We start from the raw sequence: 20,959 nt of genomic DNA, 5'->3' as shown, positions 1-20,959 counted from the left end.
CGGCTGTGAAGGGCTTGGGTCATGGCGCTGGCGGTGAGGTGACAGGAATCAACAGTGTACTCAACAGGCGCCTGGCTTTGAAGTAGGGCAAGCTGCGAATAGGAATATGATCACCCAATTCTAAACATCTAAGGGCAGTATCGCGCGCCCCCTCGGATATCAAAATCATCGATTCTTTGAAATCACACCACTCATGTATTGATTTAAATCGCGGAAATCCTGAATCCTCCATGCGTACGGCGCTATTTTTACGCCATTTTCTCGCAAAGTTTTTGGAATCAAGTCGCCATTTGGGCGAAGTATGACTGATGAAACAATAGCACCCGGATAGTCTTGTAGTCGTTTTTTGAAAGCCGATGTTGTAAGATCAGGTGTTGGAGGATTGCTTTTATTAGCCAATGGTCCGGTTCCTTTGATATCTATTCCATGGCACATGGCACATCTCTGTATATAGAGATTTTTCCCGTTGATATTATCCGCGAAGGCTGGTGGTGTTTGAGTTAGCGATAGAATTCCTAGCGAGACGATGAGTAATATTTTCATATGGTATTGTAATATCAGTAAAATCTGCATCCATTATTATATCTGCCGTTGTTCGCTTTCACTAGCCTGGTGATTTTAGTAGCAAAATTGTGGTGCCATTGGCAAGGCAATGCAGCACGCCGTAAGCGCGGGTTCGTGGTGCTGCTTATCTTCTCGACTGAGCCAGCTTCTACGACAGCCAATGCCTCAGTTCTGGTACAAATGGCAGACCTCCCCCCTTGCGTGCATGGATAGTTGAATCGTTCATGAGCCGGACTTGATCATTTATGCGCCATCGTCCCCTTATCGATTGGTATGAACACTTGCCATTTCTTTTGTGTCGTGGGCTTTACAGTCTTGTCGCAAGTGACAGCAACATTCGGTCCAGACAGGCCTTGACTTTTCGGCACCCATTTCACATGCAAAGATATCGCGCATTTGGCAAGCAGAATCTTCCGGTTCGGCTCCATCGCCTGCCATCTTGTTCCATTTTTCAGATTCTCTGCTGCAATGAATTGTACAGCTGCCTCTCTTACCTCAAACAATCCATGTATGTCACCTCGTGTCCGATCTTCGTCCAGAGTGGTAGCGAGTGCCGATGAGACACCCGCAACAAGAAAAAAGGAGCCAACAAGGGTGGCGTACACGCCCTTATTCAAGCGTGCGACCATTTGCTGGCAAGTGCGAGTTGGCGACTTCCCCGCCATGACAAGGTCACGCTGCTTCATCGCGTCTGAAGACGAATTGTTGGCGATTAATGCCTTGTGTAACAAAGTCTGCATCCGGCGGTATTGTTTCCCAGAAAAATACATGTTTAAAAATTGGAATTTTGTTGAATTTTCGCGAACGGAATATCCATCTGTTTTTCGTGAAATCGCTGTAGCGGTCCCCTTTGAACTGCTGGTGTACAGCCGTGAAAGGAAGCAACCTTTCTGCAATATCCGGAAAGGAAAAACTTGGATTGTCGTCTTTGAGTTTTTCAAAAATTCCAAATTGATCTCTGCAGATGACTTGAATGGCAGTCTCTGGAAAACGATAGCGTGGAGACCATAGAACGTTCCAGCCTGATTCTATTTCATTGATGAAATTTACCAGGCGAGGCGTCAAAATATAGGCATCCGACTCGATATGGATGATTTTATCAACACCTAATTCATTTGCCACGTGAATGGAGTGGAGGAAACTCCGCCACCATCCGGGGTAGTCAGCTCCACTTTGTCGCCCCAGATTGTTGTCGAAGTGAACGATGAGATTTTTATCGGTATTTGCAGCAAGCGAAGTTGTATGGGAAATTGTATTAATAATTTCAGCAGACGGAAGATATGGCGACCCATCATCAATCATTATTTTTTTTATTGCATTGATTGGTATGTTTTCGTAATAGTCGAGCCACCGTTGATACCGACTTTCCCATGACGGGGCATCTTTTATAAAGCTGGTGCAGAATATAATGGCTTTCATTGGCTAAGCACATTCCTTGTATTTGGAAAATCCAGGTTGTTCATGGTCTAATCATTAAAATTTTCAACTATTTTAGCAGATTGGAGGCGGTTTAATAACTGAACGGCCATGCAGGCAATGCATATGTCGTTCGGCGCAAAGATTGGGTTCGCGCTTTCAAGAACTCCGGTGCCTGATGAAACCCGCTTTCGCCCGCGCCGAAGCCCTGGCACGACACCCCAGCCGCATCACCACGATCCACTCCCTCACGCTCGACAGCGCCAGACCCTACACGGGCCTGTAAGGCAGCCACGGCCTGTTCGCCTCCGACGCATGGTGGGAAAGCATCAAAGCGACGAGCTCAAGGCGCAGCCGGCAGGCGATGGCGGTATTCATGTCGCGCGTATCGTGCGGGAAGGGTATGGCGTTTTGCCGCCACACCACCGATCTGCATAGAATTGACCTCGGACAAATTGCTCATTGGAATTCGTTTGACCCGCGCCCGCGCCAGGTCTACAGTTGTTGAAGAGACCTCAACCGATTCCATCGCCCACCCCATGGCCAAGCCTTTTCCTTTAAACCCCAAGAACCCTGAACGCATCTGCTGGGGCTGCGACAAGTATTGTCCGCCGGACGCCATGCGCTGCGGCAATGGTTCCGAGCGCACGCAGCATCCCATCGAGCTGTTCGGGGAAGGCTGGAATGACTGGGGGCTGGCAGCGGCCGATAAAGCAGAGGCGGAGAAAAAACCTTAGCGGCGACAGCAAGCGAACAGCGCAGCAACCACCTACCATCCTTCATCGCGTCCGCGCTGAGGAGTCACCATGCCCAACCCCCTGTCCCGCTGGCTGGCAAGCAACGCCGGCGATCACACCTTGGACGAACACCCGGCCGTGCACACCATCGCCGAAGCGCTCATCCATGTGCCTGCCATGCCCGGCCTGATGGTGAAAAACCTGTTCGTGCGTGACGAGTAGGGCCGCCGGCATTTTCTCGTCATCGTGCCTTCCGACATGCGCATCGACTTGGCGGCACTGGGGCGCTTGCTGCCGGCCAGCAAGTTGAGCATGGCCTCGCCCGAGCGCTTGCTGCAGCACCTGGGCATCACGCCCGGCTCCGTCAGCCTGTTTGCGCTGATCCACGACAGCGCGCAGGTGGTAGAACTGGTGCTGGACCAGGCCGTGTGGGAGGCCAGCCATCTGCAAGTCCATCCGCTGCGCAACACGGCCACGGTGGCGCTGTCGCCCGCTGCCTTGCTCAGTTTCATTGCGCACACCGGACATGTGCCGCACATCGTGACGGTGCCGGCGATTCAATAAGACAATCTCAATGCCCGGCCACGGATGCCGCACCGCTGCGCCGTCCCGGCCGGAAGCCATGTGCGCGGGCGGACCAGGCGAGTACGAACGCCAGCACGAGCAATGCCACCATGGCCCACGGGAAGGCACCCGCGCCCCAGGTTTCCAGCAGGGTGCCACCCACTACGCCCGCGGCCGCAATTGCGCCATTCCACGCCACCACATTCATCGACAGGGCCACGTCGGCGCCGCTGCCGGCCGTGTCGGCCAGCGCCGTTTGCAAGAGCGTTGCCGCGCCGCCAAAGCTCAGACCCCAGACGGCCATGCCCAAGTAGATGACGGCAGGCAGATGTGACGCGACGCCCAGCACGAAGGCGGTGCCGGCGAACACGGCCAGGCTGGCCAGCACGGTGCTGCGCAAATGGCGCTCGACCAGCTTGCCCGTGATCCAGATGCCGGCCATGGCGGCGGCGCCGAAGACGAGCAGGACCAGGTCGATGCGTCCCGTCAGTCCGGCCGGCGCCACGAACGGGGCGATGTAGGTGTAGAGAATGTTGTGCGCCAGCATCCAGGCGATGACGACGGCCAGCACTGGCCGAACGCCCGGCGTCGTGAAAACGCGACGCAGGGGCAGGCGCTCATGGATGGACTGGCCCGGGTAGTCGGGCACCTTCGCCAGCACCCAGGCGATGAGGATCAATGTCAGTGCGGAAATGATCCAGAACGCTGCGCGCCAGCCCACCAGCGAGCCGAGCAGAGTGCCCAGCGGCACGCCCAGGGACAGGGCGACGGGCGCACCCACCATGGCCAGCGCCAGGGCCCGGCCTTGCTGCTGTGGCGCCACCATGCGCCGCGCGTAACCGGCCAGCAAGCTCCACGCCAGCCCGGCCGCCATGCCGGCAAAGAAGCGTGCCGCCAGCGTCAGCCAGTAGTGGGACGACAGCGCTGTGACGGTATTGAACACGAGAAAGCCGATGATGGTCAGCAGCAGCACGTTGCGGCGGCGCCAGCCGCGCGTGGCGATGGTCAGCGGAATGGCTGCCAGCAGGGAGCCGAGGGCATAGGCCGTGACCATTTGCCCGGCCAACGCGGCGCTGATGCCGAGGCCGGCGCTAATCTGCGGCAACAAGCCGGCGGGCAAGGTTTCTGTGACGATACAGATAAAACCCGTCATGGCCAGGGCCAGCAAGCCGGCGACGGGGAGGCGGTCGGCCAGCGCGGGGCTGGTTCCGGTGGTGATAGTGGCGTGATTCACGGCAAACATCCTTGTAAAGTGATCAGGCGCAGGAATGCCCTTGACCATCGTGGCGATACATATGTATCGATCGGTATAAATATAGGCGATGGCACACTCCGTTGTCAATGACTTCTGTATCGAGTAGTATGTAAGTGGCATATAAGTAGATGAGAAGGAGCGATGGATGGCGCAAATGGGGCGGCCGCGCACGTTTGACCGGCGGGCAGCGGTCGAGCAGGCCATGTTTTTATTCTGGCAGCAGGGGTATGAATCGACGTCCTTGAGCCAGCTCAAGGCGAGCCTGGGCGGCGGCATTTCCGCGCCCAGCTTTTATGCGGCGTTCGGCTCGAAGGAAGCGCTGTTCCGCGAGGCGGCGCAATGCTATCTGGACACCTTTGCACGCGTGACGGAATGCCTGTGGGACGATGGCCTGGCGCCGCGCGCGGCCATCGAGCTGGCCTTGCGCCAGTCGGCCAGCATGCAGTCTGAGGCGGGACATCCACCCGGCTGTATGGTGGCGCTCGGTTGCATGAGCGCGCCGACGGCCGAGCATGCGGCCGTGGCTGCACCGCTCACGGCCTCGCGCATGCGCACGCGTGCCGGCTTCGTGCGCTGCGTCGAACGGGGCATGGCCCGCGGAGAGTTGCCCGTTGGTACGGATGCAGCGGCGCTGGCAGCCGTTTTCGACAGCTTTTTATCGGGCGTGGCCATCCAGGCCCGCGATGGCGTTGACTATGCCGTGTTTGACGCGGCCATTACGCAGATCCTGCGCGTGTGGGATGCCAATCGCGTGCCTGGCTAGACGCTAGGCCGTAAAGTGAAACTCCAGCACGTCGTCGCCATACTTGTCCGTCTCCCCCGTCGCGGTCCAGCCCAGGTAGCGGTAAAAGCCGTAGGAGCGCGAGGCGGGGTCGCTGGAGCAGCCCAGGAACAGCCGTTGATGGCCCTGTGCGCGCAGTTCCGTCATCACCAATTCCAGCATGTTCTTGCCGATACCGAGACCTTCGAACTCCGGCAGCAGCGCCAGGACGATGATTTCGCCCGTGTCGCGCTCGCCAAAGCAGTAGCCGACCAGCTGGCCATCGTGATGGCAGACCTGGCCGGGCAAGCTGCCTGAGCGCATCATCTCGGCCCAGGAATCGGCCGTAATGCCCACTTCGGCCAGGCGCTCCGCAGAAATGGCGTTTTGCCGCGTCTTGCCGCGCAATGCGATGAAGGCCGGGGTATCGTCCGCATTGGCGGCATGGAAAGTAATCGATACTGGATGTGTCGTCATGTGTGCGTTAATTGTTGCATGGTAGTTAAGGATTTACTCCCAAGGTTTGCGCATGATTTGCGCCTGGCGCTGCCAGTCAACTGCGTTGGTATTCTCGATGGCCTGCTGGCCGGGATTGCCGCTATCGATGATTTCATCCTTGACGATGATCAAGTCCTGCTTGTCATTCAAGCGGTATTGCCGATAGCGTTCGCAATCCTGTTCGCGCCGGGCGATGGCGATTAATTTGTCAGCTCGCCAGGCATAGCTGTCTTCATAAAAACATTGCGCCGCGCAGCCGCAATTGGCGATGCCGCCTTCGATTCTTTGATCGGCGATGCTGATATCCAGATTCGGAATCGCTGATAATGGCTTGTTGAAACTGTATTGCTTCGCTTGCGCATCCCATAGCCACACATCGGAACAGCGGATGCGCCCCTGGCTATCCGTGTAGCCGGTGACCCACAGGTCGGCATGGCCGTCAAAATTCATGTCCAGCAGCAGCGCGTGCAAATTGCCCGTGCCGCTGCTGCTGCAACTGCCAGGTATCCACTGCTTTCCGATTTTCAGCTGATACGTCTGCTTTTCATCGCGATTCACATAACGGATATCGGCCGCTTGCCGCACTTTTCCTGTCGCGGCTTTTTCCAGGTGCAGCGTGCCGCCATAAGCCGAGGTGGAAATCAGGGATAAAAGCAGAGCAATCAGTTTCATGGAGATATTCTTGGACAGCATCGGGGCAAAATGCCCGGATTACATTATGCGGAGAATGATCATACTGCATGAATCCGGCAATGCGCCACACCGCTCTTTATCGTGCATTCTGCGCGGAACAGTGCTGTGTACAAAGCCATAAAATCCCCGCACAAGGCGGCCATCCCCACTAAACGGTTGTTAGTGGGATTTCGCCGGCAGCTTGCTCAGCACGCCGGCCGCGTCGAGTTCATAGCTGTCGAAATCGCGCGCCAGGAACAGCTCACCCGAGTAATGCAGCCGCGCTTCCGCTTCCAGTTCGGCCATGCCGTCCGCATGGTGATAGCGCGCACTGAAGTGGGTGAGGATCAGGTTCGGCAAGCGTACCGATGCGGCGAACTGCGCCACGCGTTGCACGGAACTGTGCGTGGGGCCGGGGCCCACTTTTTGCAGTATCGCTTCCGTGTAGGTGGCTTCGTGCACCAGCAGTTGCACACCTGCACAAGCCTCGGCCAGCAACGCTGGCGTGTCGTTGTCGCCGCCGATCACCACCGTGGCGCGTTGCGTTTCCACCTGACGGAAAGCGGCGGCGCGCAACACCGTGCCATCGTCCAGGATCGCATCCTGGCCCGTTTGCAAGAGTCCCCAGGCGGGACCGGGCGGCACGCCGGCCGCCTGCAGGGCCGCCTTGTCCAGCTTCCACCTGCTTGTTTCCAGCGCGAAACGATAAGCGACGCTGGGTGCGCGGTGCGACAGCGCGTGGCGCGAGATGGTCAAGCCCGCTGCTTCATGCACGACTTGCGCACTGTCCACGTCGATGTGGATCAGCGGATATGTCAAGAACAGTTCCGTGTGCAGCAGGGTCGCTTCGATCCATGCCTTGATGGCGGCCGGGGCGATCAGCAGCAAGGGCTTCTTGCGCCCCGTCATGGAGGCGCTGGCCAGCAAGCCCGGCAGTCCGTAGCTGTGGTCGCCATGCACGTGGGTGATGCAGATGCCCACCAGGTCGTGCACGGACAAGGGCAGGCGCTGCAGCCGGTGCTGCGTGGCTTCGCCGCAATCGATCATCCACCAATCGCGGTTGTGCGTGGTTTGCAGGGCCAGCGAGGTAACGTTGCGGTGGCGCGTGGGCACGCCGGACGACGTGCCGAGAAAAGTCAGTTTGAACATGCCCGCATTATGCGGCAGGGCAGCGTTTTTGTGCAGTGGCAAGCCATTCTCGCCTCCCACTGTCCTACTGCAGGATGTTGTTGGGCCGTTCCTGATGCGATTTTCGATCAAGAACAGGGAGCGAAGCGCAGCTTCCGCAGCACTGCCCTTGCCAGCGATCTGTACCGGCAGGGCAACGACTTTCTCATAGCTAAGTCTGGCAGCGGTTAGAATCACGCTTTACCCTCACTTTTACCATCTGCATGCAGCAAAGTCGCCTCTTGTTTTTCCGCCTGGTCGGCCAGTTTCGCCGCTATGGCGCCATCGTTGCCGCCACTTTGCTGGCCGTGGGCGTGGCGTCCGCCACCGATGTGTTGTTAATCCGCCAGTTGCAAAACGTCGTCGATGCCATGCGCACGACGGCCAGCGCACAGGTCGCGCCCGCGTCCGGCGTGATGGGCATGCTGCAGGGCTGGGTCGACCGTTTCCTGCCGGCACAGGCAGGACAGGTGGACTTGTGGGTCATCCCCGCCACCATCCTGGGCCTGGCCGTGCTGCGCATGGTCTCCAGTTTTGCCGGCGATTACGGTTCCGTATGGCTATCGAGCCGGGTGCAGGCGGACCTGCGCGAAAAGATGTTCGTCACCATCATGCGCCTGCCCAGCCGCTTTTTCGACACCACCACCACCAGTTTGACGCAGTCGCGCGTGGCCTTTGACGCCAGCCAGGTGTCGCAGGCGGGCTTGAACGTGCTCAATGTGATGGTGCGCGATTCCGTGGCCACCATCGGCTACCTGATCTTGCTGTTCAGCATAGACGTGAAACTGGCCCTGTTCTGCATGGCATCGATGCCCATCGTGGCCATCGTCGTGACCCTGGCGGGACGCCGCATGCGCCACCTGAGCAAGAGCTCGCAGCAAGCCGTGGGCGAGCTGACCTCGGTGCTGGACGAAAGCATCGCCGGTCAGCGCGTGGTGAAAATTTTCGGCGGGCAAGATTATGAACAGGCGCGCTTCGTCGACGTGGTCAAGCGCAACCGCCAGCTGGCCGTCAAGCATGCGGCCACCTCGGCCATGAATTCCGGCTTCATCATGATGCTTGTCGGCATTACCCTGTCGTCCGTGATTTACTTTGCCATGCTGCGCGCGCAAAGCGGCGCCATCACGCCGGGCGCTTTCGTCGCCTTCATGGGTGCGCTGATGGCCATGCAGTCGCCGATCAAGAATTTGACCAAGATCAATGAGCCGCTGCAGCGTGGCCTGGCGGCGGCCGAGTCCGTCTTCGGCCTGATCGACACGCCGCTGGAACCGGACCCCGGCAGCATCGCGCCGGCGGCAGTGCAGGGCAATCTGTCGCTGCAAAACGTGCATTTCCGCTACAACAGCGACGATCCCGATGCGCCCACGGCCTTGAGCGATATCACGCTCGACATCCGCGCCGGCGAAACGGTGGCCCTGGTGGGGGGGTCGGGCGGCGGCAAGACGACCTTGCTGGGCCTGCTGCCACGCTTCTACGACGTCAGCGGCGGCCAGATCCTGCTTGACGGCGTCGACCTGCGCGACTACGCGTTGCTGGCCCTGCGGCGCCAGTTCGCCCTCGTCAGCCAGGATGTGATTTTGTTTAACGACAGCATGGCGGCGAATATCGCGTATGGCGACCCGGCGCCGGACATGGCGCGCATCGAAGCGTCGGCGCGCGCCGCCTACGCGCACGACTTCATCATGCAGTTGCCGCAAGGCTACGCAACGCAGGCGGGGCAGAACGGTTCGCGCCTGTCAGGCGGGCAACGCCAGCGCCTGGCCATCGCCCGCGCCCTGTACAAGGACGCGCCCATTTTGCTGCTCGACGAGGCCACCAGCGCGCTGGACACGGAATCGGAGCGACAGGTGCAGGCGGCGCTGGAAGTGCTGATGCGCAACCGCACCACCATCGTCATCGCTCACAGGTTATCCACCATCGAAAGCGCAGACCGCATCGTCGTCATGCAGGGTGGGCGCCTGGTGGAGTCGGGCAGCCATGCCGCCTTGCTGCAGCAGGGCGGCGCGTATGCGCGGTTGCATGCGAGCCAGTTGTCGCCCGTCAAGGATGGCGCGCCTTAGAACACGTGAATGTCCTGTAATACCAGCCTGGCGCCCAGCGCCGTGCTCTGCACACGAAATGTGGCGGTCAGATCGGACCAAACGCCGTTCAGGGGCAGGGCGTGGCGCGCCTCGGCAATGGCCATGTCGCCGTCCTGCTTGGCCGGGCGCTCGACGCAGCGTTCATGCGGCGCGCCGCTGGCCTGCGCCGCCGGCGTGACGCGATACACGCTGCCGTCCGCATACGCTTCCGGCGAACCATACCCTTCGATCACGGCGCGCAACAGTGCCGGCGTCCAGCCGTAATACGCGTCATGCGCCGTGCGCGCATGGGCGCACGCGTAGTCGCCGCGCGCCAGGTCGGCGATCCAGGCATCGATGAGGTCCAGTATCTGGGTGTCGCTGGGAGCGGCTGGCAAGTGCATGCATGTCTTTCGTGACTAGGAAAACCGTTGCTTTCCCTTATGATGGCAGCCGCACCATAACATTGCAACGGAACACAATGCACACACAACAGACGATGCGCTGGCTGCTAGCTGCCGCGCTGGGCATGGGCGCAGCCTTGCCCGTGGCGGCACAGGAACAGCCCGCAGCGCAAACGCCAACGCTACAGGAGGAAGAGCAGACCATGTATTTGGATGACAATTTCATGCCCAGCAAGCAGCGCGGCGCCGTGTATGCGCTACGCACGCCGCCCGTACGCGACGAGGCGCTGGGCGCCTGGCATGTGCGGCTGGAATTTCCCGACACGCCGGGCGCGCTGGCCTTTGAAATCTATGCCACGGACCTGGACTTGAGCCAGGTCAGGTTCGTGCGTTTTCGCAAGTATTACTACGAGAATGGCCAGCTGCTGCGCGAAACCTATTTCAATGCCGAGGGCAAGGAGTTGCTCGGCGGCTGCGTGTACTACGAGAATGGGCAGGTCCAGCAGCGGGTGACCGCCTTGCCGAACGGGCGCGACAGCATCTCGGAAAGTTACCATGAGAATGGCCAGTTGGTGCACAAGACGCTGTACCACGGCACAGTGATGGCCGATGGCGAGCATGTGTCCTACGACGCGAATGGGGCCGTCAGCAGCCGCTCGTATCAACGCAACGGCAAGATGCATGGCGTGGAGGAATCGTTTTATGGCGATGGCAAGCTGCACCGACGGGGACAGTTCGTCGATGGCAAGCGCGAGGGCGAGTTTGTCATGTATGCCCGCGACGGCAGCCTGCTGGCCAAGACCGTGTGGGTGCACGACAAGCCCGACGGCTGGTCGTTTGAAAGCCATGGCAATGGCGTCGTGTCGAACAAGACGCTGTACCAGAAAGGTGCCACGCTCAGTTTGCAAACGTGGGCTCCGAATGGCCGTCCTATATTTGCGTGGCAGAAAGACGCACAGGGGCGCGACCACGGCGATACGACGGATTGGCATGCAAACGGCGTGCGCGCCAGCGTGACCCCGTTTGTCGAAGGCCAGCGTCACGGCTTGCTGCGTGTCTGGCACAGCGATGGCAGCCTGCGGCAGATCGTGCCGTATGCACATGGCAAGAAGCACGGCATCGAGCGCCACTGGGACCAGGCCGGCAAGCTGGTGCTGGAGCAGGCGTGGCAGGATGGCCAGCCCGTAGCGGCGAAGTAGGGGATCGCATGCCATATCGACAAACTATGCGAACCATGCGCCTGGCGCTGCTGGCGGCGCTCATGACGGCCCTGCCGCTGGCGGCGCAGGAGCAGCCAGCGCAGGACAAGGGCCTCTACCTGGACGAAGATTACGCGGCGAGCGACGTGCGCCATGCCGCGTATGCGCTGCGCACGCCGCCCGTGCGCGACGAGGCGCTGGGCGCCTGGCATGTGCTGCTGGAGTTTCCCGACGCGCCGGGCACGCTGGCGCTGGAAACCTATGCCACCGACCTCGATTTGCGCCAGGCCACGTTCGTCCACCTGCGCAAGTGGTATTACCCGAATGGACAGCTGGCCCGCGACGAGCGGCTGGACGCCAGGGGCAATGTGCTGACCGGCGGCGCGTCATTTTATGCAAACGGGCAAGTCAAGCAGCGCGTGACCGTGCTGCCGAACGGGCGCGACAGCCTCTCCGAGAATTACCATGAAAATGGCCAGCTGATGAACCGCATCCGCTACCACGGCAAGCAGATGGCCGATGGCAAGTATGTGTCGTACGGGCCGAATGGCAAGATGAGCAGCCACGCCTTCCTGAAAGGCGGCAAGATGCATGGGCTGCAGGAAGTGTTTTACGCCGATGGCAAGCTGTTCCAGCGCAGTCATTTTATCCATGACAGGCAGTATGGCGAATTCCTCACCCTGGCCGAGGATGGCAAGGTGCTCGCGCGCAAGGTCTGGGTGGATGGCGAAGCCGATGGCTGGTCGTTTGAAAGCCATGACAATGGCCAGCTGGCGCAAAAGGCCCTGTACCGCAAGGGCAAGCTGCTCAGCATGCAGAAGTGGGGCAGCAACGGCAAGCCGTCGATCGCCTGGCAGCAGGACGCGCAGGGGCGCGAGCAGGGCGATGTCACGGAATGGTATGACAATGGCGTGCGCGCCAAGGTCACCCCCATGCGCGATGGCCAGCGCCATGGCTTGCTGCAAGTCTGGGCCAGCGACGGCAGCCTGCTGCAGCTGGTGCCGTATGAGCACGGCAAGAAGCAGGGCATCGAGCGCCGCTGGGACAAGCGGGGCAAGCAGGTGTGGGAGAAGGCTTGGCAGGCCGGGGCGCCAATGCCTGCCGGTCAGTAGGCTGTCGGGGCGCGCCCGCCTTTGCAGGTATCATGTACGGATTCCGGCCCGCCAGCAGGTGCGAAGCCGGCGGGATAATGGGAGGCAATGGTGGTGGAAGCGGAAGTTTCGGCGATGGCCAAGGCGCAAGGCATGGCCTTGCAAAACATGCGCGTCGTCATGCGCGCGGCGCAGCGGCATTCGGTACAGATCGAGAAACAATGTGGCGTGTCGGGCGCGCAATTGTGGGTGATGCAGGAATTGCTGGAGCGGCCAGGCTTGCGCATGGGCGAGCTGGCCAGCAAGATGTCCATCCACCAGACGACGGCCAGCAACCTGGTCGATGCGCTGGTGAAAAAAGCCTATGTGCGCAAAGCACGCGACCAGCCCGACCAGCGCGTGGTCACCCTCACCCTGACGCTGGAAGGGCAGGCCGTGATCGCTGGCGCGCCGCAGCCGGCGCGCGGCTTGCTTCCCAGCGCGCTGGCCCAGCTGGACCCCGGCAGCCTGGCGTACCTGAACCAGGGCTTGAGCGCCTTGCTGGCCGTGGTCGCCCCCGATGACAGGCAGGCGGGCATGCTGCCGTTGCCGTTTACGATGTAGTTTCCCGGCTGGCCTGCGGCAGCCGTTGCAGCTGCAGCTGCGCCAGCGCCCCGTACAGCGGTTCGCTGAGCACGCGCGAGACCGTGCTGGCTACCACGGCGCAAGCCATCAGGCTCAGCACCATGCCGTGGCCATCGACCATTTCCATGACAATGATAAAAGCCGTCAGCGGCGCCTGCGTGGCGGCGGCCAGGAAGCCCACCATGCCCAGTGCGATCAGGGCGGGCGCGTGCGGGTAGTGCAGCAGCACGGCGATATCGTGGCCGATGCCGGCGCCGATGGCCAGCGAGGGCGCAAAGATGCCGGCGGGCACGCCCGACCACACGGTCAGCCAGGTGGCAACATACTTGAAAGCAACAAAGGCGGGCGAGGCGTCACTGGCCCCGTCGAGCATGGCGCGCGTGGCCACGGTGCCGCTGCCGAAGGTGGCGCCGTGGCTGGCAATGCCGATGGCTGCCACCAGCAGGCCGCAGACGGCGGCGAACAACACGGGACGGCCTTTTCTCCACGCGGATAATTTCCCCAGCGGATTGCCGCGGGCGGAGGCCAGCAGCAGCCTGGCGAACAGGCCGCCGGCCACGCCCGCCACCAACGTCACCAGCAGGCCGGGCAAGGCCAGCGCCATGCCGATGGGGCCCGGGTGGATGATGCCGAAGTGTGTGGCGTTGCCGTGTATCGACACAGCCATCATGCCGGCCAGCACGATGCCGGCGACGATCAGGCCGCTGTTGCGCTGCTCCGGCGAGCGCGACAGCTCCTCGATGGCAAACATGACGCCCGCCAGCGGCGTGTTGAAGGCGGCCGCGATGCCGGCCGCGCCGCCCGCTACCAGCAGGGAATGGGCGCTCACCTGCGAGTGGCGCGGCAGCAAGCGGCGCGCGGCCAGCATCACGCCGGCGGCGATCTGCACGGACGGGCCTTCGCGTCCCAGCGACAAGCCGCCCAGCAAGCCGCCCGCCGTCAGGACGATTTTCGCGGCACTCAGTTTCAAGGAGACAAACAGCGAGCGCTGTTCGGGCGCCACGGCCGGGTCCAAGGTGGCCATCACTTGCGGGATGCCGGAACCGGCGGCGCCGATGGCAAAGCGGCGCGTCAGCCAGATCAGCAGGGCGGCGCAAGCGGGTGTCCACAGCAGGGAGAACCACCAGGCCTTGCCGTTAAAAAAGAGAAACAGGTCCAGTGCTTCCTCTGCCAGCCATGTAAAGCCGACGACGACGAGGCCCGCGACGGCGGCCATGCCGACGACGACGGCGCGCGACCACCACAGGCGCGGGTTGGCAAATTCATGCTTGAAGGCAGAGGGTATATCGTGCAAGTGCTTCATTGCGGCAAGTCCAGGAAGGGGCGCGCAGGGCGTCGGGGAGGAGTGCCATTATATAGATGTATTTGCTCGAATGTATTTCCGTGGTCTCAGCCGTGGGCGACTGGCAACAGAATGCCTGCCTCTGCCAGGAAATCGACGAGGGCCGCACTTTCTTCGACTTTGCCGCTGTGGCGGAAACCCTAGTACAGGCAAACATGTTGTTGCCGCTCAAGGGGGAGCGGAGGGTGCCGTGGCGCGCCAGAGCCGTGTGGCGGCACGGCTGGACGATGGCGTGCTGCGCCATGCGCTGCTGCAGCGGGGCGGGCAGCCGGGCAAGATCGTCGTCAGTGACTGAAGCGGGTTTACACGAACAGCTCGTGCCGCGCGCTCTGGCTGATGGCGATGGTGGCGGGGTGGCTCAAACGCCGTTCCGTGGTGATGGCATACACTTGCTCGACCAGGCTGTCGACCCGGCCCAGCGCCACCACGGCATATTGCTCGCAGACCTGGGGCGCGATCACGGTGGGCGCAAAGAACAAGCCGGCGCCGGCCTGGCCGAAGGCCTTCATCATGGCGCTGTCGTCGAACTCGCCAACGATGCGCGGGTGCAGATGGTTGTCGCCCAGCCACTGCAGCAAGCGCCCGTAGATGGCGAAGTCTTCGCCCGGCAGCAGCAGCGGCGCGCCATCCAGGCATTGCGGGAAGCCCCCTGTCAGGGTGGCGGCCAGGGTTGGCGTGCCGAACACGGTCATGCCGCTTTCGCCCAGCAAATGGTTAAAGCCGCGCACGCTCAAATGGGCGGGCATGGGGCGGTCCGCCATGATCAGATCCAGCCGGTGCACGGCCAGGTCCGCCAGCAGGCTGGCCAGCCGTCCTTCGCGGCAAATGATGCGCAGCGGTTCGGCCAGGCCCAGCGCCGGCGCGACCAGGCGGCAGGCGATCAGTTTCGAGACGGAATCGGCGCAGCCCACGCGAAACGTGGTCGTCGCCGTGCGCGACTGGTCGCGCACGATTTCCAGCAATGCATCGCCTGTGCTGAAAATGCTTTCGGCATGGCTGAGGATGCGTCTGCCCGTGTCCGTCAATTCCAGCTGGCGCCCGCTGCGGCGGAACAATTCCACGCCCAGGGTGTCGGCAAACTCGCTGAGCTGGCCGGAGATCGATTGCGGCGTCAGGTGCAGCTGCTCGGCCGCGCGGGCGATGCTGCCCGTCTTGGCCACCATCCAGAAATAGCGCAAGTGCTTGAAGTTGAGTGTCGACATGCTTTTCCCGGAAACTAGTGCATCGAATTTTTCGATGTATTCATAAATTATATTCGATTTGTTCGATGTTTATACTCGGACTATGATGGCTGCTCAATTCATGCAAGGAGAGTGTCATGGGCATCAGGATACAGACAGACAGTTGCGGAGGCCGCCGATGAACGGCCTGGAAAGCATTGCTACGGCACCCATGTGGGCCGGCTTCATCGTATTCGTCCTGTTCATGCTGGCGCTGGACCTGTTTGTCTTCGGCGGCAACAAGGCGCACAAGGTCAGTGTCAAGGAAGCGGCCACGTGGTCGCTCGTGTGGGTCAGCCTGGCTCTGCTGTTCAACGGCGGCCTGTGGTGGTATCTGAACGGCACGGCCGGTCCCGAGATCGCCAGCCAGAAGGCGCTGGAATTTTTCTCCGGCTACCTGATCGAGAAAGCGCTGTCGGTCGATAATGTGTTCGTCTTCCTGCTGATCTTCAGCGCCTTCCAGGTGCCGATCCAGTACCAGCGCCGGGTCCTGATTTACGGCGTGCTGGGCGCGATCGTCATGCGCGCCGTGATGATACTGGCCGGCGCCTGGGTGGTGAGCGAGTTCAGCTGGGTGCTGTACCTGTTTGGCGCCTTCCTGTTGATTACCGGCATGCGCATGCTGGTGGCGGCCGATGCGGAACCGGACGTGGCGAACAACCCCGTGCTGCGCTTTGCCCGCCGCCACCTGCGGGTAGCGGACGGCGATCACGGCGAGCGTTTCTTCGTGGTCAAGGGTGGCTTGCGCTATGTCACGCCGCTGTTCCTGGTGCTGATCCTGATCGAGGTGACGGACCTGGTCTTCGCGGTCGATTCGATCCCGGCGATTTTCGCCATCACGACGGACCCGTTCATCGTCTTCACGTCGAACCTGTTCGCCATCATGGGCTTGCGTGCCCTGTACTTCCTGCTGGTGGACGTGGCTGACCGCTTCCACATGCTCAAGTATGGCCTGGCGATGGTGCTGGTGTTCATCGGCGCCAAGATGCTGATCATGCCGTGGTACCACGTGCCGGTGGAAGCGTCCTTGCTGGTGGTGGCGGTCCTGATCGTGGCGAGTTGCGTGGCCAGTGTATTCATCACCCGCGGCGACAAGAAATAAGCAGCGAATTTAACGGCGATACGGCGCGCCCCGCAGGGCGGTGGCGCGCTTTTGAACGTTTTATAATTAATTCACTGAGAAAGTAGAAAATCATGCGTACCTATGCAATGAACAGTCCCCAGGCAGCGGGACGTATTCTGGCCCTGATGATGGTGGTCGACGGCAATTTGGCCAGCGCCGAGCTGCAAGCCATGCACCGCAGCAAGATCCTCGAGCATATCGACCTGGCGCCGGCGGCTTTTCAACAGCTGCTGCAAGACTTGTGCGACGACATGCTGACCTCGACCGTGCATGGCGCCGTGCAACTGGCCAATGGCGTGATCGACAGCCTGCTCGATGAAATCGATGACCCTGACCTGCGCCGCAAGCTGCTGCAAGCCATGTGGAAGATCGCCGATGCCGACGACTGGCTGGCCGATGGCGAAGCGGTCTTGCTGGCCCGTGCCAGCGCGGCATGGTCGGCGGAAACGAACTTCCGCGCGCATGCCGCCTGATGTACATCAAGCCGCCTTGTGGCCCATGGCAATGACGGCGGCGCCGGCCAGTGCCAGGCCCACGCCCGTCACATCCGTCCAGGCGGGCGTGATGCCATCCACCAGCCACAGCCATCCCAGCGCCGTGGCGATATAGATGGCGCCATACGTGGCATACACCCTGCCGCTGGCGGCTGGATGCAAGGTCAGCAGCCACACGAAGATGAGCAAGCTGATGGCGGCCGGCAACAGTAGCCAGGCGCTGCCCTTGTTGCTCAACCACAGCATGGGCAGGTAGCAGCCCAGCAATTCGGCCACGGCCGTGACGGTAAACAGCCCGAAAGTGCGGGCAAGACTGGTCCATTCGATGGCGTCGTTCATGGTGTTCCTGTGATGTGCTCAAGACGCTATTCTAACTGCCAGGCTGCCGGCACTGCTATGATCGGGAACGGATACCGGAGGAAACAAAATGACGACCACCCCAGCGCCGCGCGCCTTGTTGCAAGCCATGTTCCACGCTGCCATCGCTGCGGCGCAAGCGTCGCACTGCGTGCCGCCCCATCTGCCTCCCGTCCCCAAAGGGCGTTTGATCGTCATCGGCGCCGGCAAGGCGTCGGCCGCCATGGCGCAAGCCGTGGAACAGCATTGGCCTGGACCGCTCTCGGGGCTGGTGGTGACGCGCTACGGTTACGCCGTGCCATGCCAGCGCATCGAGATCGTGGAAGCCGCGCATCCCGTGCCCGACGCTGCCGGCATGCAGGCCGCGCAGCGCATGCTCGATCTGGTGCGCAACTTGCAGGCCGACGATACCGTGCTGTGTCTGATTTCGGGCGGCGGCTCGTCGCTGCTGGCCTTGCCGCTGGATGGCATCAGCCTGGAAGACAAGCAAGACTTGAACCGCGCACTGCTGGCGTCGGGCGCCAGTATCGGCGAAATGAATTGCGTGCGCCGGCATTTGTCCGCCATCAAGGGAGGGCGTCTGGCGGCCGCCTGCCATCCGGCGCAAGTGCTGACTTTGGCGATTTCCGACGTGCCCGGCGACAAGCTGGGCGATATCGGATCCGGCCCCACGGTGGGCGACGCCACCACCTGCGAGGACGCGCTGGCCATCGTGCGCCGCTATGGACTGGACTTGCCGGACAGCGTACGCGCCGTGCTGGAAAGCGGGCGCGGCGAATCCGTGAAACCCGATGACCCGCGCCTGGTGCGCACGCGCACGACCCTGATCGCCACGCCGCAGATGGCGCTCGAAGCGGCGGCGGCCGTGGCGCGCGCGGCCGGCTTCACGCCGTATATATTAGGCGACAGCCTGGAAGGCGAGGCGCGCGACGTGGGCAAGGTGATGGCCGGCATTGCGCTGCAAACGGCCGTGCGGGGCCAGCCGTTCCCCGGCCCGTGCGTGCTGCTGTCGGGCGGCGAAACGACGGTCACTGTGCGCGGCAATGGCCGTGGTGGGCGTAATGTGGAATTCTTGCTGGCGCTGGGCATCGCGCTGGAAGGACAGGCGGGCATCCATGCGCTGGCCGGCGACACGGATGGCGTCGACGGCCAGGAAGACATCGCTGGCGCGGTTCTGGCGCCGGACACCCTGCAGCGCGCCTGGACGCTGGCTATCCGTCCCCGCGACAGCCTGGACAACAACGATGGCCACGGCTTCTTCCAGGCGCTGGGAGATAGTGTGATCACGGGCCCGACCTTGACGAACGTCAACGATTTCCGGGCCATTTTGATTAGCTGATTTTAAAAGCCTTCCAGCACGATCTTGCCCTTGGCAGTATTGCTCTCCAGCAGGGTATGCGCGCGTTTCAAATTTGCTGCGTTGATCGTGCCGAAGCGCTCGGCCAGGGTGGTCTTGATGATGCCCGCGTCCACCAGTTGCGCCAGTTCCTCCAGCAAGACATGTTGCTGCACCATATCTTCCGTCTGGAACAGTGAACGGGTAAACATCAGTTCCCAGTGCAGGGACACGCTTTTGCCCTTGAGCTTGCGCACGTCGATGTGCTCGGGGTCGTCGATCAGGGCGAACTTGCCTTGCGGGGCGATCAGTTCCACGATTTGCTCGAAATGCTTGTCGGTCTGGTTCAGGCTGATCACATAATCGACGGGCGGCAAGCCCAGGCGCGTGATTTCCCCCGCCAGCGGCAAGCTGTGGTCGATCACGTGGTGGGCGCCCAGTTGCCTGACCCAGTCGGCCGTTTCCGTGCGTGACGCCGTGCCGATGATGGTCACGCCCGTCAATTGCCGCGCCAGTTGCACCAGCACCGAGCCGACACCGCCGGCCGCGCCGATCACCAGCAGCGACTTGCCCGTAAGGCTCTTGTCACGGCTCAGCTGCAGGCGCTCGAACAACAATTCCCAGGCCGTAATCGCCGTCAAGGGCAGGGCGGCGGCGGGAGCAAAGTCCAGGCTGGCGGGCATGTGGCCCACGATGCGCTCGTCGACCAGCTGGAATTCGCTGTTGCTGCCGGGGCGGTTGATGGCACCCGCGTACCAGACTTTATCGCCGACCTGGAACAGGGTGACGTCGGGGCCGACGGCGGCGACGACGCCGGCCGCATCCCAGCCCAGCACTTCCGGCTGGCCGTCCTTGGGCGCGCGGTTCTTGCGCACCTTGGCGTCGACGGGGTTGACGGAGATGGCCTTCACGGCGACAAGCAGGTCGCGTCCCGTGGCGACGGGCGTGGGCAGCTCGATGTCGAGCAGGGCGTCGGCATCCGTGATGGGCAGGCTGTGGTGGTACGCGATGGCTTTCATGTTCTTCCTCGTTGAGTCGATACCGTATGATGGTGGTAATGCCGCCCTGGAAACAGGGGGCGCGTACCGAAACACTTTCAAAGGAATGTTGAAAATTGCTGCGAATCGATGACTTGCAGGTATTTGTGCGCACGGCCGACCGGGGCAGTTTGTCGGCGGCCGCGCGCGAGATCGGCATCTCGCCCGCGCTGGCCAGCGCCGCCGTCAAGCGCCTGGAAGGAGAGTTGGGCTTGCGCCTGCTGGCCCGCACGACCCGTTCGCTGAGCTTGACGGCGGAGGGCACGCAATACCTCGAACATGCGCGGGAAGCCTTGCGCGTGCTGCGCGCAGGCCACGACGCGCTGCTGGCCGGCAAGGATAGTTTCGGCGGAACCTTGAAAATTGCCATGCCGTCCGACCTGGGCCGCAATCTGATGCTGGGCTGGCTGGACGAATTCCAGTCGCGCCATCCCAAGTTGCAGTACCAGCTCAGCGTCAGCGACCGGGTGGCCGACATGGTGCGCCAGCAAGTGGACATTGCCTTGCGTTACGGCCAGCAGGACGATTCGTCCATGATCGCCATGCCGATCGCGCCCGCCAACGACCGCGTGCTGGTGGCCTCGCCCGACTACCTGCGCGCGCATGGCCCCCTGCTGGCGCTGGAAGACTTATCGCAGCGCAATTGCCTGCGCTTCGCGCTGGAAGACGGCTTGCACGACCGCTGGACTTTTTACCGCCTGCCGCAGCGCGAGCAAGTCACGGTGCCAGTGAGCGGCAACCGCAGCGCCGACGATGCCGAACTGGTGCGGCGCTGGGCCGTGGCGGGCCTGGGCATCGCCTACAAATCGCGGCTGGACGTTGCCGGCGACCTGGCTGCGGGCCGCCTGCAAGCGCTGTTGCCCGAGGTGGCGGGCGAAGCTGCGCCATTGCACCTGGTGTGCACGCACCGGGCGCAGGTGACGCCGTTGGTGCTGCAGCTGCGCGATTTCCTGCGCGAGAAGTGTGCGGAGTTGGCATAACGGCACTATTGATTACAACTCGTTGCAAATGGCAATCATGCGCCGGTCAAGCTGGGCGT

At 61.9% G+C, this 20,959-nt stretch carries 23 protein-coding genes and 1 pseudogene; 12 read left to right on the top strand and 12 right to left on the bottom strand.

Going from position 1 to position 20,959, the window contains the following annotated elements:
* Positions 1-165 precede the first annotated feature (165 nt).
* The 3 genes from CSZ94_RS17715 to CSZ94_RS27680 all read right to left on the bottom strand — a co-directional run bounded on the left by CSZ94_RS17715 (position 166) and on the right by CSZ94_RS27680 (position 1,983).
* Positions 166-543: a cytochrome c gene (locus CSZ94_RS17715; RefSeq protein ID WP_102122721.1), complete on the bottom strand. Its 378-nt coding sequence runs from the start codon at positions 541-543 to the stop codon at positions 166-168.
* A gap of 260 nt (positions 544-803) precedes the next feature.
* Positions 804-1,250 carry a hypothetical protein gene (locus CSZ94_RS17710; RefSeq protein WP_102122714.1) on the bottom strand — a complete coding sequence of 149 codons (447 nt, stop codon included), beginning with the start codon at positions 1,248-1,250 and terminating at the stop codon, positions 804-806.
* The gene (locus CSZ94_RS27680) at positions 1,237-1,983 is read right to left on the bottom strand and encodes a hypothetical protein (RefSeq protein ID WP_146009833.1); all 747 of its coding nucleotides are present in this window, start codon (positions 1,981-1,983) and stop codon (positions 1,237-1,239) included. Before CSZ94_RS27680 ends, CSZ94_RS17710 begins: the two co-directional genes overlap by 14 nt.
* 536 nt (positions 1,984-2,519) lie before the next feature.
* On the opposite strand from CSZ94_RS27680, the gene CSZ94_RS17705 reads away from it, so the two are divergent.
* From CSZ94_RS17705 to CSZ94_RS17700, 3 genes and pseudogenes are all read left to right on the top strand, one after another.
* A complete protein-coding gene (locus CSZ94_RS17705) occupies positions 2,520-2,717 on the top strand; it encodes a DUF3079 domain-containing protein (protein WP_102122713.1) in 198 nt (65 codons plus the stop codon).
* Positions 2,718-2,786: 69 nt separating this feature from the next.
* Positions 2,787-2,939, top strand: a complete 153-nt coding sequence (locus tag CSZ94_RS28065) for a hypothetical protein (RefSeq protein WP_180977523.1) — start codon at positions 2,787-2,789, stop codon at positions 2,937-2,939.
* An 18-nt stretch (positions 2,940-2,957) separates the two neighbouring features.
* Positions 2,958-3,281 (top strand): annotated as a pseudogene (locus CSZ94_RS17700) (YbaK/EbsC family protein); the annotation flags it as partial.
* A gap of 7 nt (positions 3,282-3,288) precedes the next feature.
* Here the strand turns inward: CSZ94_RS17700 and CSZ94_RS17695 are convergent.
* On the bottom strand, positions 3,289-4,434 hold the full coding sequence (locus tag CSZ94_RS17695) for an MFS transporter (protein WP_219726018.1): 1,146 nt from the start codon (positions 4,432-4,434) through the stop codon (positions 3,289-3,291).
* 304 nt (positions 4,435-4,738) lie between these two features.
* Here CSZ94_RS17695 and CSZ94_RS17690 point away from each other — a divergent pair, with 304 nt between their 5' ends.
* The gene (locus tag CSZ94_RS17690) at positions 4,739-5,299 is read left to right on the top strand and encodes a TetR/AcrR family transcriptional regulator (RefSeq protein WP_258001059.1); all 561 of its coding nucleotides are present in this window, start codon (positions 4,739-4,741) and stop codon (positions 5,297-5,299) included.
* A gap of 3 nt (positions 5,300-5,302) precedes the next feature.
* On the opposite strand, the gene CSZ94_RS17685 is transcribed toward CSZ94_RS17690, so the two are convergent.
* From CSZ94_RS17685 to CSZ94_RS17675, 3 genes are all read right to left on the bottom strand, one after another.
* On the bottom strand, positions 5,303-5,773 hold the full coding sequence (locus CSZ94_RS17685; protein WP_102122709.1) for a GNAT family N-acetyltransferase: 471 nt from the start codon (positions 5,771-5,773) through the stop codon (positions 5,303-5,305).
* 33 nt (positions 5,774-5,806) lie between these two features.
* Complete coding sequence (locus CSZ94_RS17680; RefSeq protein WP_146009832.1) at positions 5,807-6,466, bottom strand: XAC2610-related protein; 660 nt, start codon at positions 6,464-6,466, stop codon at positions 5,807-5,809.
* A 180-nt stretch (positions 6,467-6,646) separates the two neighbouring features.
* Positions 6,647-7,657 (bottom strand): ribonuclease Z, encoded by a 1,011-nt coding sequence (locus tag CSZ94_RS17675; RefSeq protein WP_258001058.1) that lies wholly within the window; start codon positions 7,655-7,657, stop codon positions 6,647-6,649.
* A 200-nt stretch (positions 7,658-7,857) separates the two neighbouring features.
* Between CSZ94_RS17675 and msbA the strand changes: the two genes are divergently transcribed.
* On the top strand, positions 7,858-9,693 hold the full coding sequence (msbA, locus tag CSZ94_RS17670) for a lipid A export permease/ATP-binding protein MsbA (RefSeq protein ID WP_102122707.1): 1,836 nt from the start codon (positions 7,858-7,860) through the stop codon (positions 9,691-9,693).
* On the opposite strand, the gene CSZ94_RS17665 is transcribed toward msbA, so the two are convergent.
* On the bottom strand, positions 9,690-10,097 hold the full coding sequence (locus tag CSZ94_RS17665; RefSeq protein ID WP_102122706.1) for a hypothetical protein: 408 nt from the start codon (positions 10,095-10,097) through the stop codon (positions 9,690-9,692). The two genes, msbA and CSZ94_RS17665, sit on opposite strands and share 4 nt — an antisense overlap.
* 77 nt (positions 10,098-10,174) lie before the next feature.
* Between CSZ94_RS17665 and CSZ94_RS17660 the strand changes: the two genes are divergently transcribed.
* From CSZ94_RS17660 to CSZ94_RS17650, 3 genes are all read left to right on the top strand, one after another.
* Complete coding sequence (locus CSZ94_RS17660) at positions 10,175-11,296, top strand: toxin-antitoxin system YwqK family antitoxin (RefSeq protein WP_180977522.1); 1,122 nt, start codon at positions 10,175-10,177, stop codon at positions 11,294-11,296.
* Between the two features lie 26 nt (positions 11,297-11,322).
* A complete protein-coding gene (locus CSZ94_RS17655; protein ID WP_180977521.1) occupies positions 11,323-12,408 on the top strand; it encodes a toxin-antitoxin system YwqK family antitoxin in 1,086 nt (361 codons plus the stop codon).
* Positions 12,409-12,495: 87 nt separating this feature from the next.
* Entirely contained in the window at positions 12,496-12,990 is a 495-nt protein-coding gene (locus tag CSZ94_RS17650; RefSeq protein ID WP_102122703.1) for a MarR family winged helix-turn-helix transcriptional regulator, read from the top strand.
* Here the strand turns inward: CSZ94_RS17650 and CSZ94_RS17645 are convergent.
* Both CSZ94_RS17645 and nhaR read right to left on the bottom strand, forming a co-directional pair.
* Positions 12,980-14,314, bottom strand: a complete 1,335-nt coding sequence (locus tag CSZ94_RS17645) for a chloride channel protein (protein ID WP_102122702.1) — start codon at positions 14,312-14,314, stop codon at positions 12,980-12,982. The two genes, CSZ94_RS17650 and CSZ94_RS17645, sit on opposite strands and share 11 nt — an antisense overlap.
* A 341-nt stretch (positions 14,315-14,655) precedes the next feature.
* Complete coding sequence (nhaR, locus tag CSZ94_RS17640; protein WP_102122701.1) at positions 14,656-15,555, bottom strand: transcriptional activator NhaR; 900 nt, start codon at positions 15,553-15,555, stop codon at positions 14,656-14,658.
* 157 nt (positions 15,556-15,712) lie between these two features.
* On the opposite strand from nhaR, the gene CSZ94_RS17635 reads away from it, so the two are divergent.
* Positions 15,713-16,675 (top strand): TerC family protein, encoded by a 963-nt coding sequence (locus CSZ94_RS17635; protein ID WP_102122700.1) that lies wholly within the window; start codon positions 15,713-15,715, stop codon positions 16,673-16,675.
* 92 nt (positions 16,676-16,767) lie between these two features.
* On the top strand, positions 16,768-17,169 hold the full coding sequence (locus tag CSZ94_RS17630) for a TerB family tellurite resistance protein (RefSeq protein WP_258001055.1): 402 nt from the start codon (positions 16,768-16,770) through the stop codon (positions 17,167-17,169).
* Between the two features lie 6 nt (positions 17,170-17,175).
* Here CSZ94_RS17630 and CSZ94_RS17625 read toward each other — a convergent pair whose 3' ends face one another.
* Positions 17,176-17,529, bottom strand: coding sequence for a YnfA family protein (locus CSZ94_RS17625; RefSeq protein ID WP_102122698.1), 354 nt, complete (start codon positions 17,527-17,529; stop codon positions 17,176-17,178).
* Positions 17,530-17,617: 88 nt separating this feature from the next.
* On the opposite strand from CSZ94_RS17625, the gene CSZ94_RS17620 reads away from it, so the two are divergent.
* A complete protein-coding gene (locus tag CSZ94_RS17620) occupies positions 17,618-18,886 on the top strand; it encodes a glycerate kinase type-2 family protein (RefSeq protein ID WP_102122697.1) in 1,269 nt (422 codons plus the stop codon).
* Positions 18,887-18,888: 2 nt separating this feature from the next.
* Here CSZ94_RS17620 and CSZ94_RS17615 read toward each other — a convergent pair whose 3' ends face one another.
* Positions 18,889-19,902, bottom strand: coding sequence for a zinc-binding alcohol dehydrogenase family protein (locus tag CSZ94_RS17615; protein ID WP_102122696.1), 1,014 nt, complete (start codon positions 19,900-19,902; stop codon positions 18,889-18,891).
* 95 nt (positions 19,903-19,997) lie between these two features.
* On the opposite strand from CSZ94_RS17615, the gene CSZ94_RS17610 reads away from it, so the two are divergent.
* Positions 19,998-20,900, top strand: a complete 903-nt coding sequence (locus tag CSZ94_RS17610; RefSeq protein ID WP_102122695.1) for a LysR family transcriptional regulator — start codon at positions 19,998-20,000, stop codon at positions 20,898-20,900.
* Positions 20,901-20,959: the final 59 nt, after the last annotated feature.

Source organism: Janthinobacterium sp. ROICE36 (genome assembly GCF_002869965.1).
Classification (GTDB): Bacteria; Pseudomonadota; Gammaproteobacteria; order Burkholderiales; family Burkholderiaceae_D; genus Janthinobacterium.
Note: the sequence above shows the minus strand (reverse complement) of the source record. Positions and strands in the feature narration are given on the sequence as shown.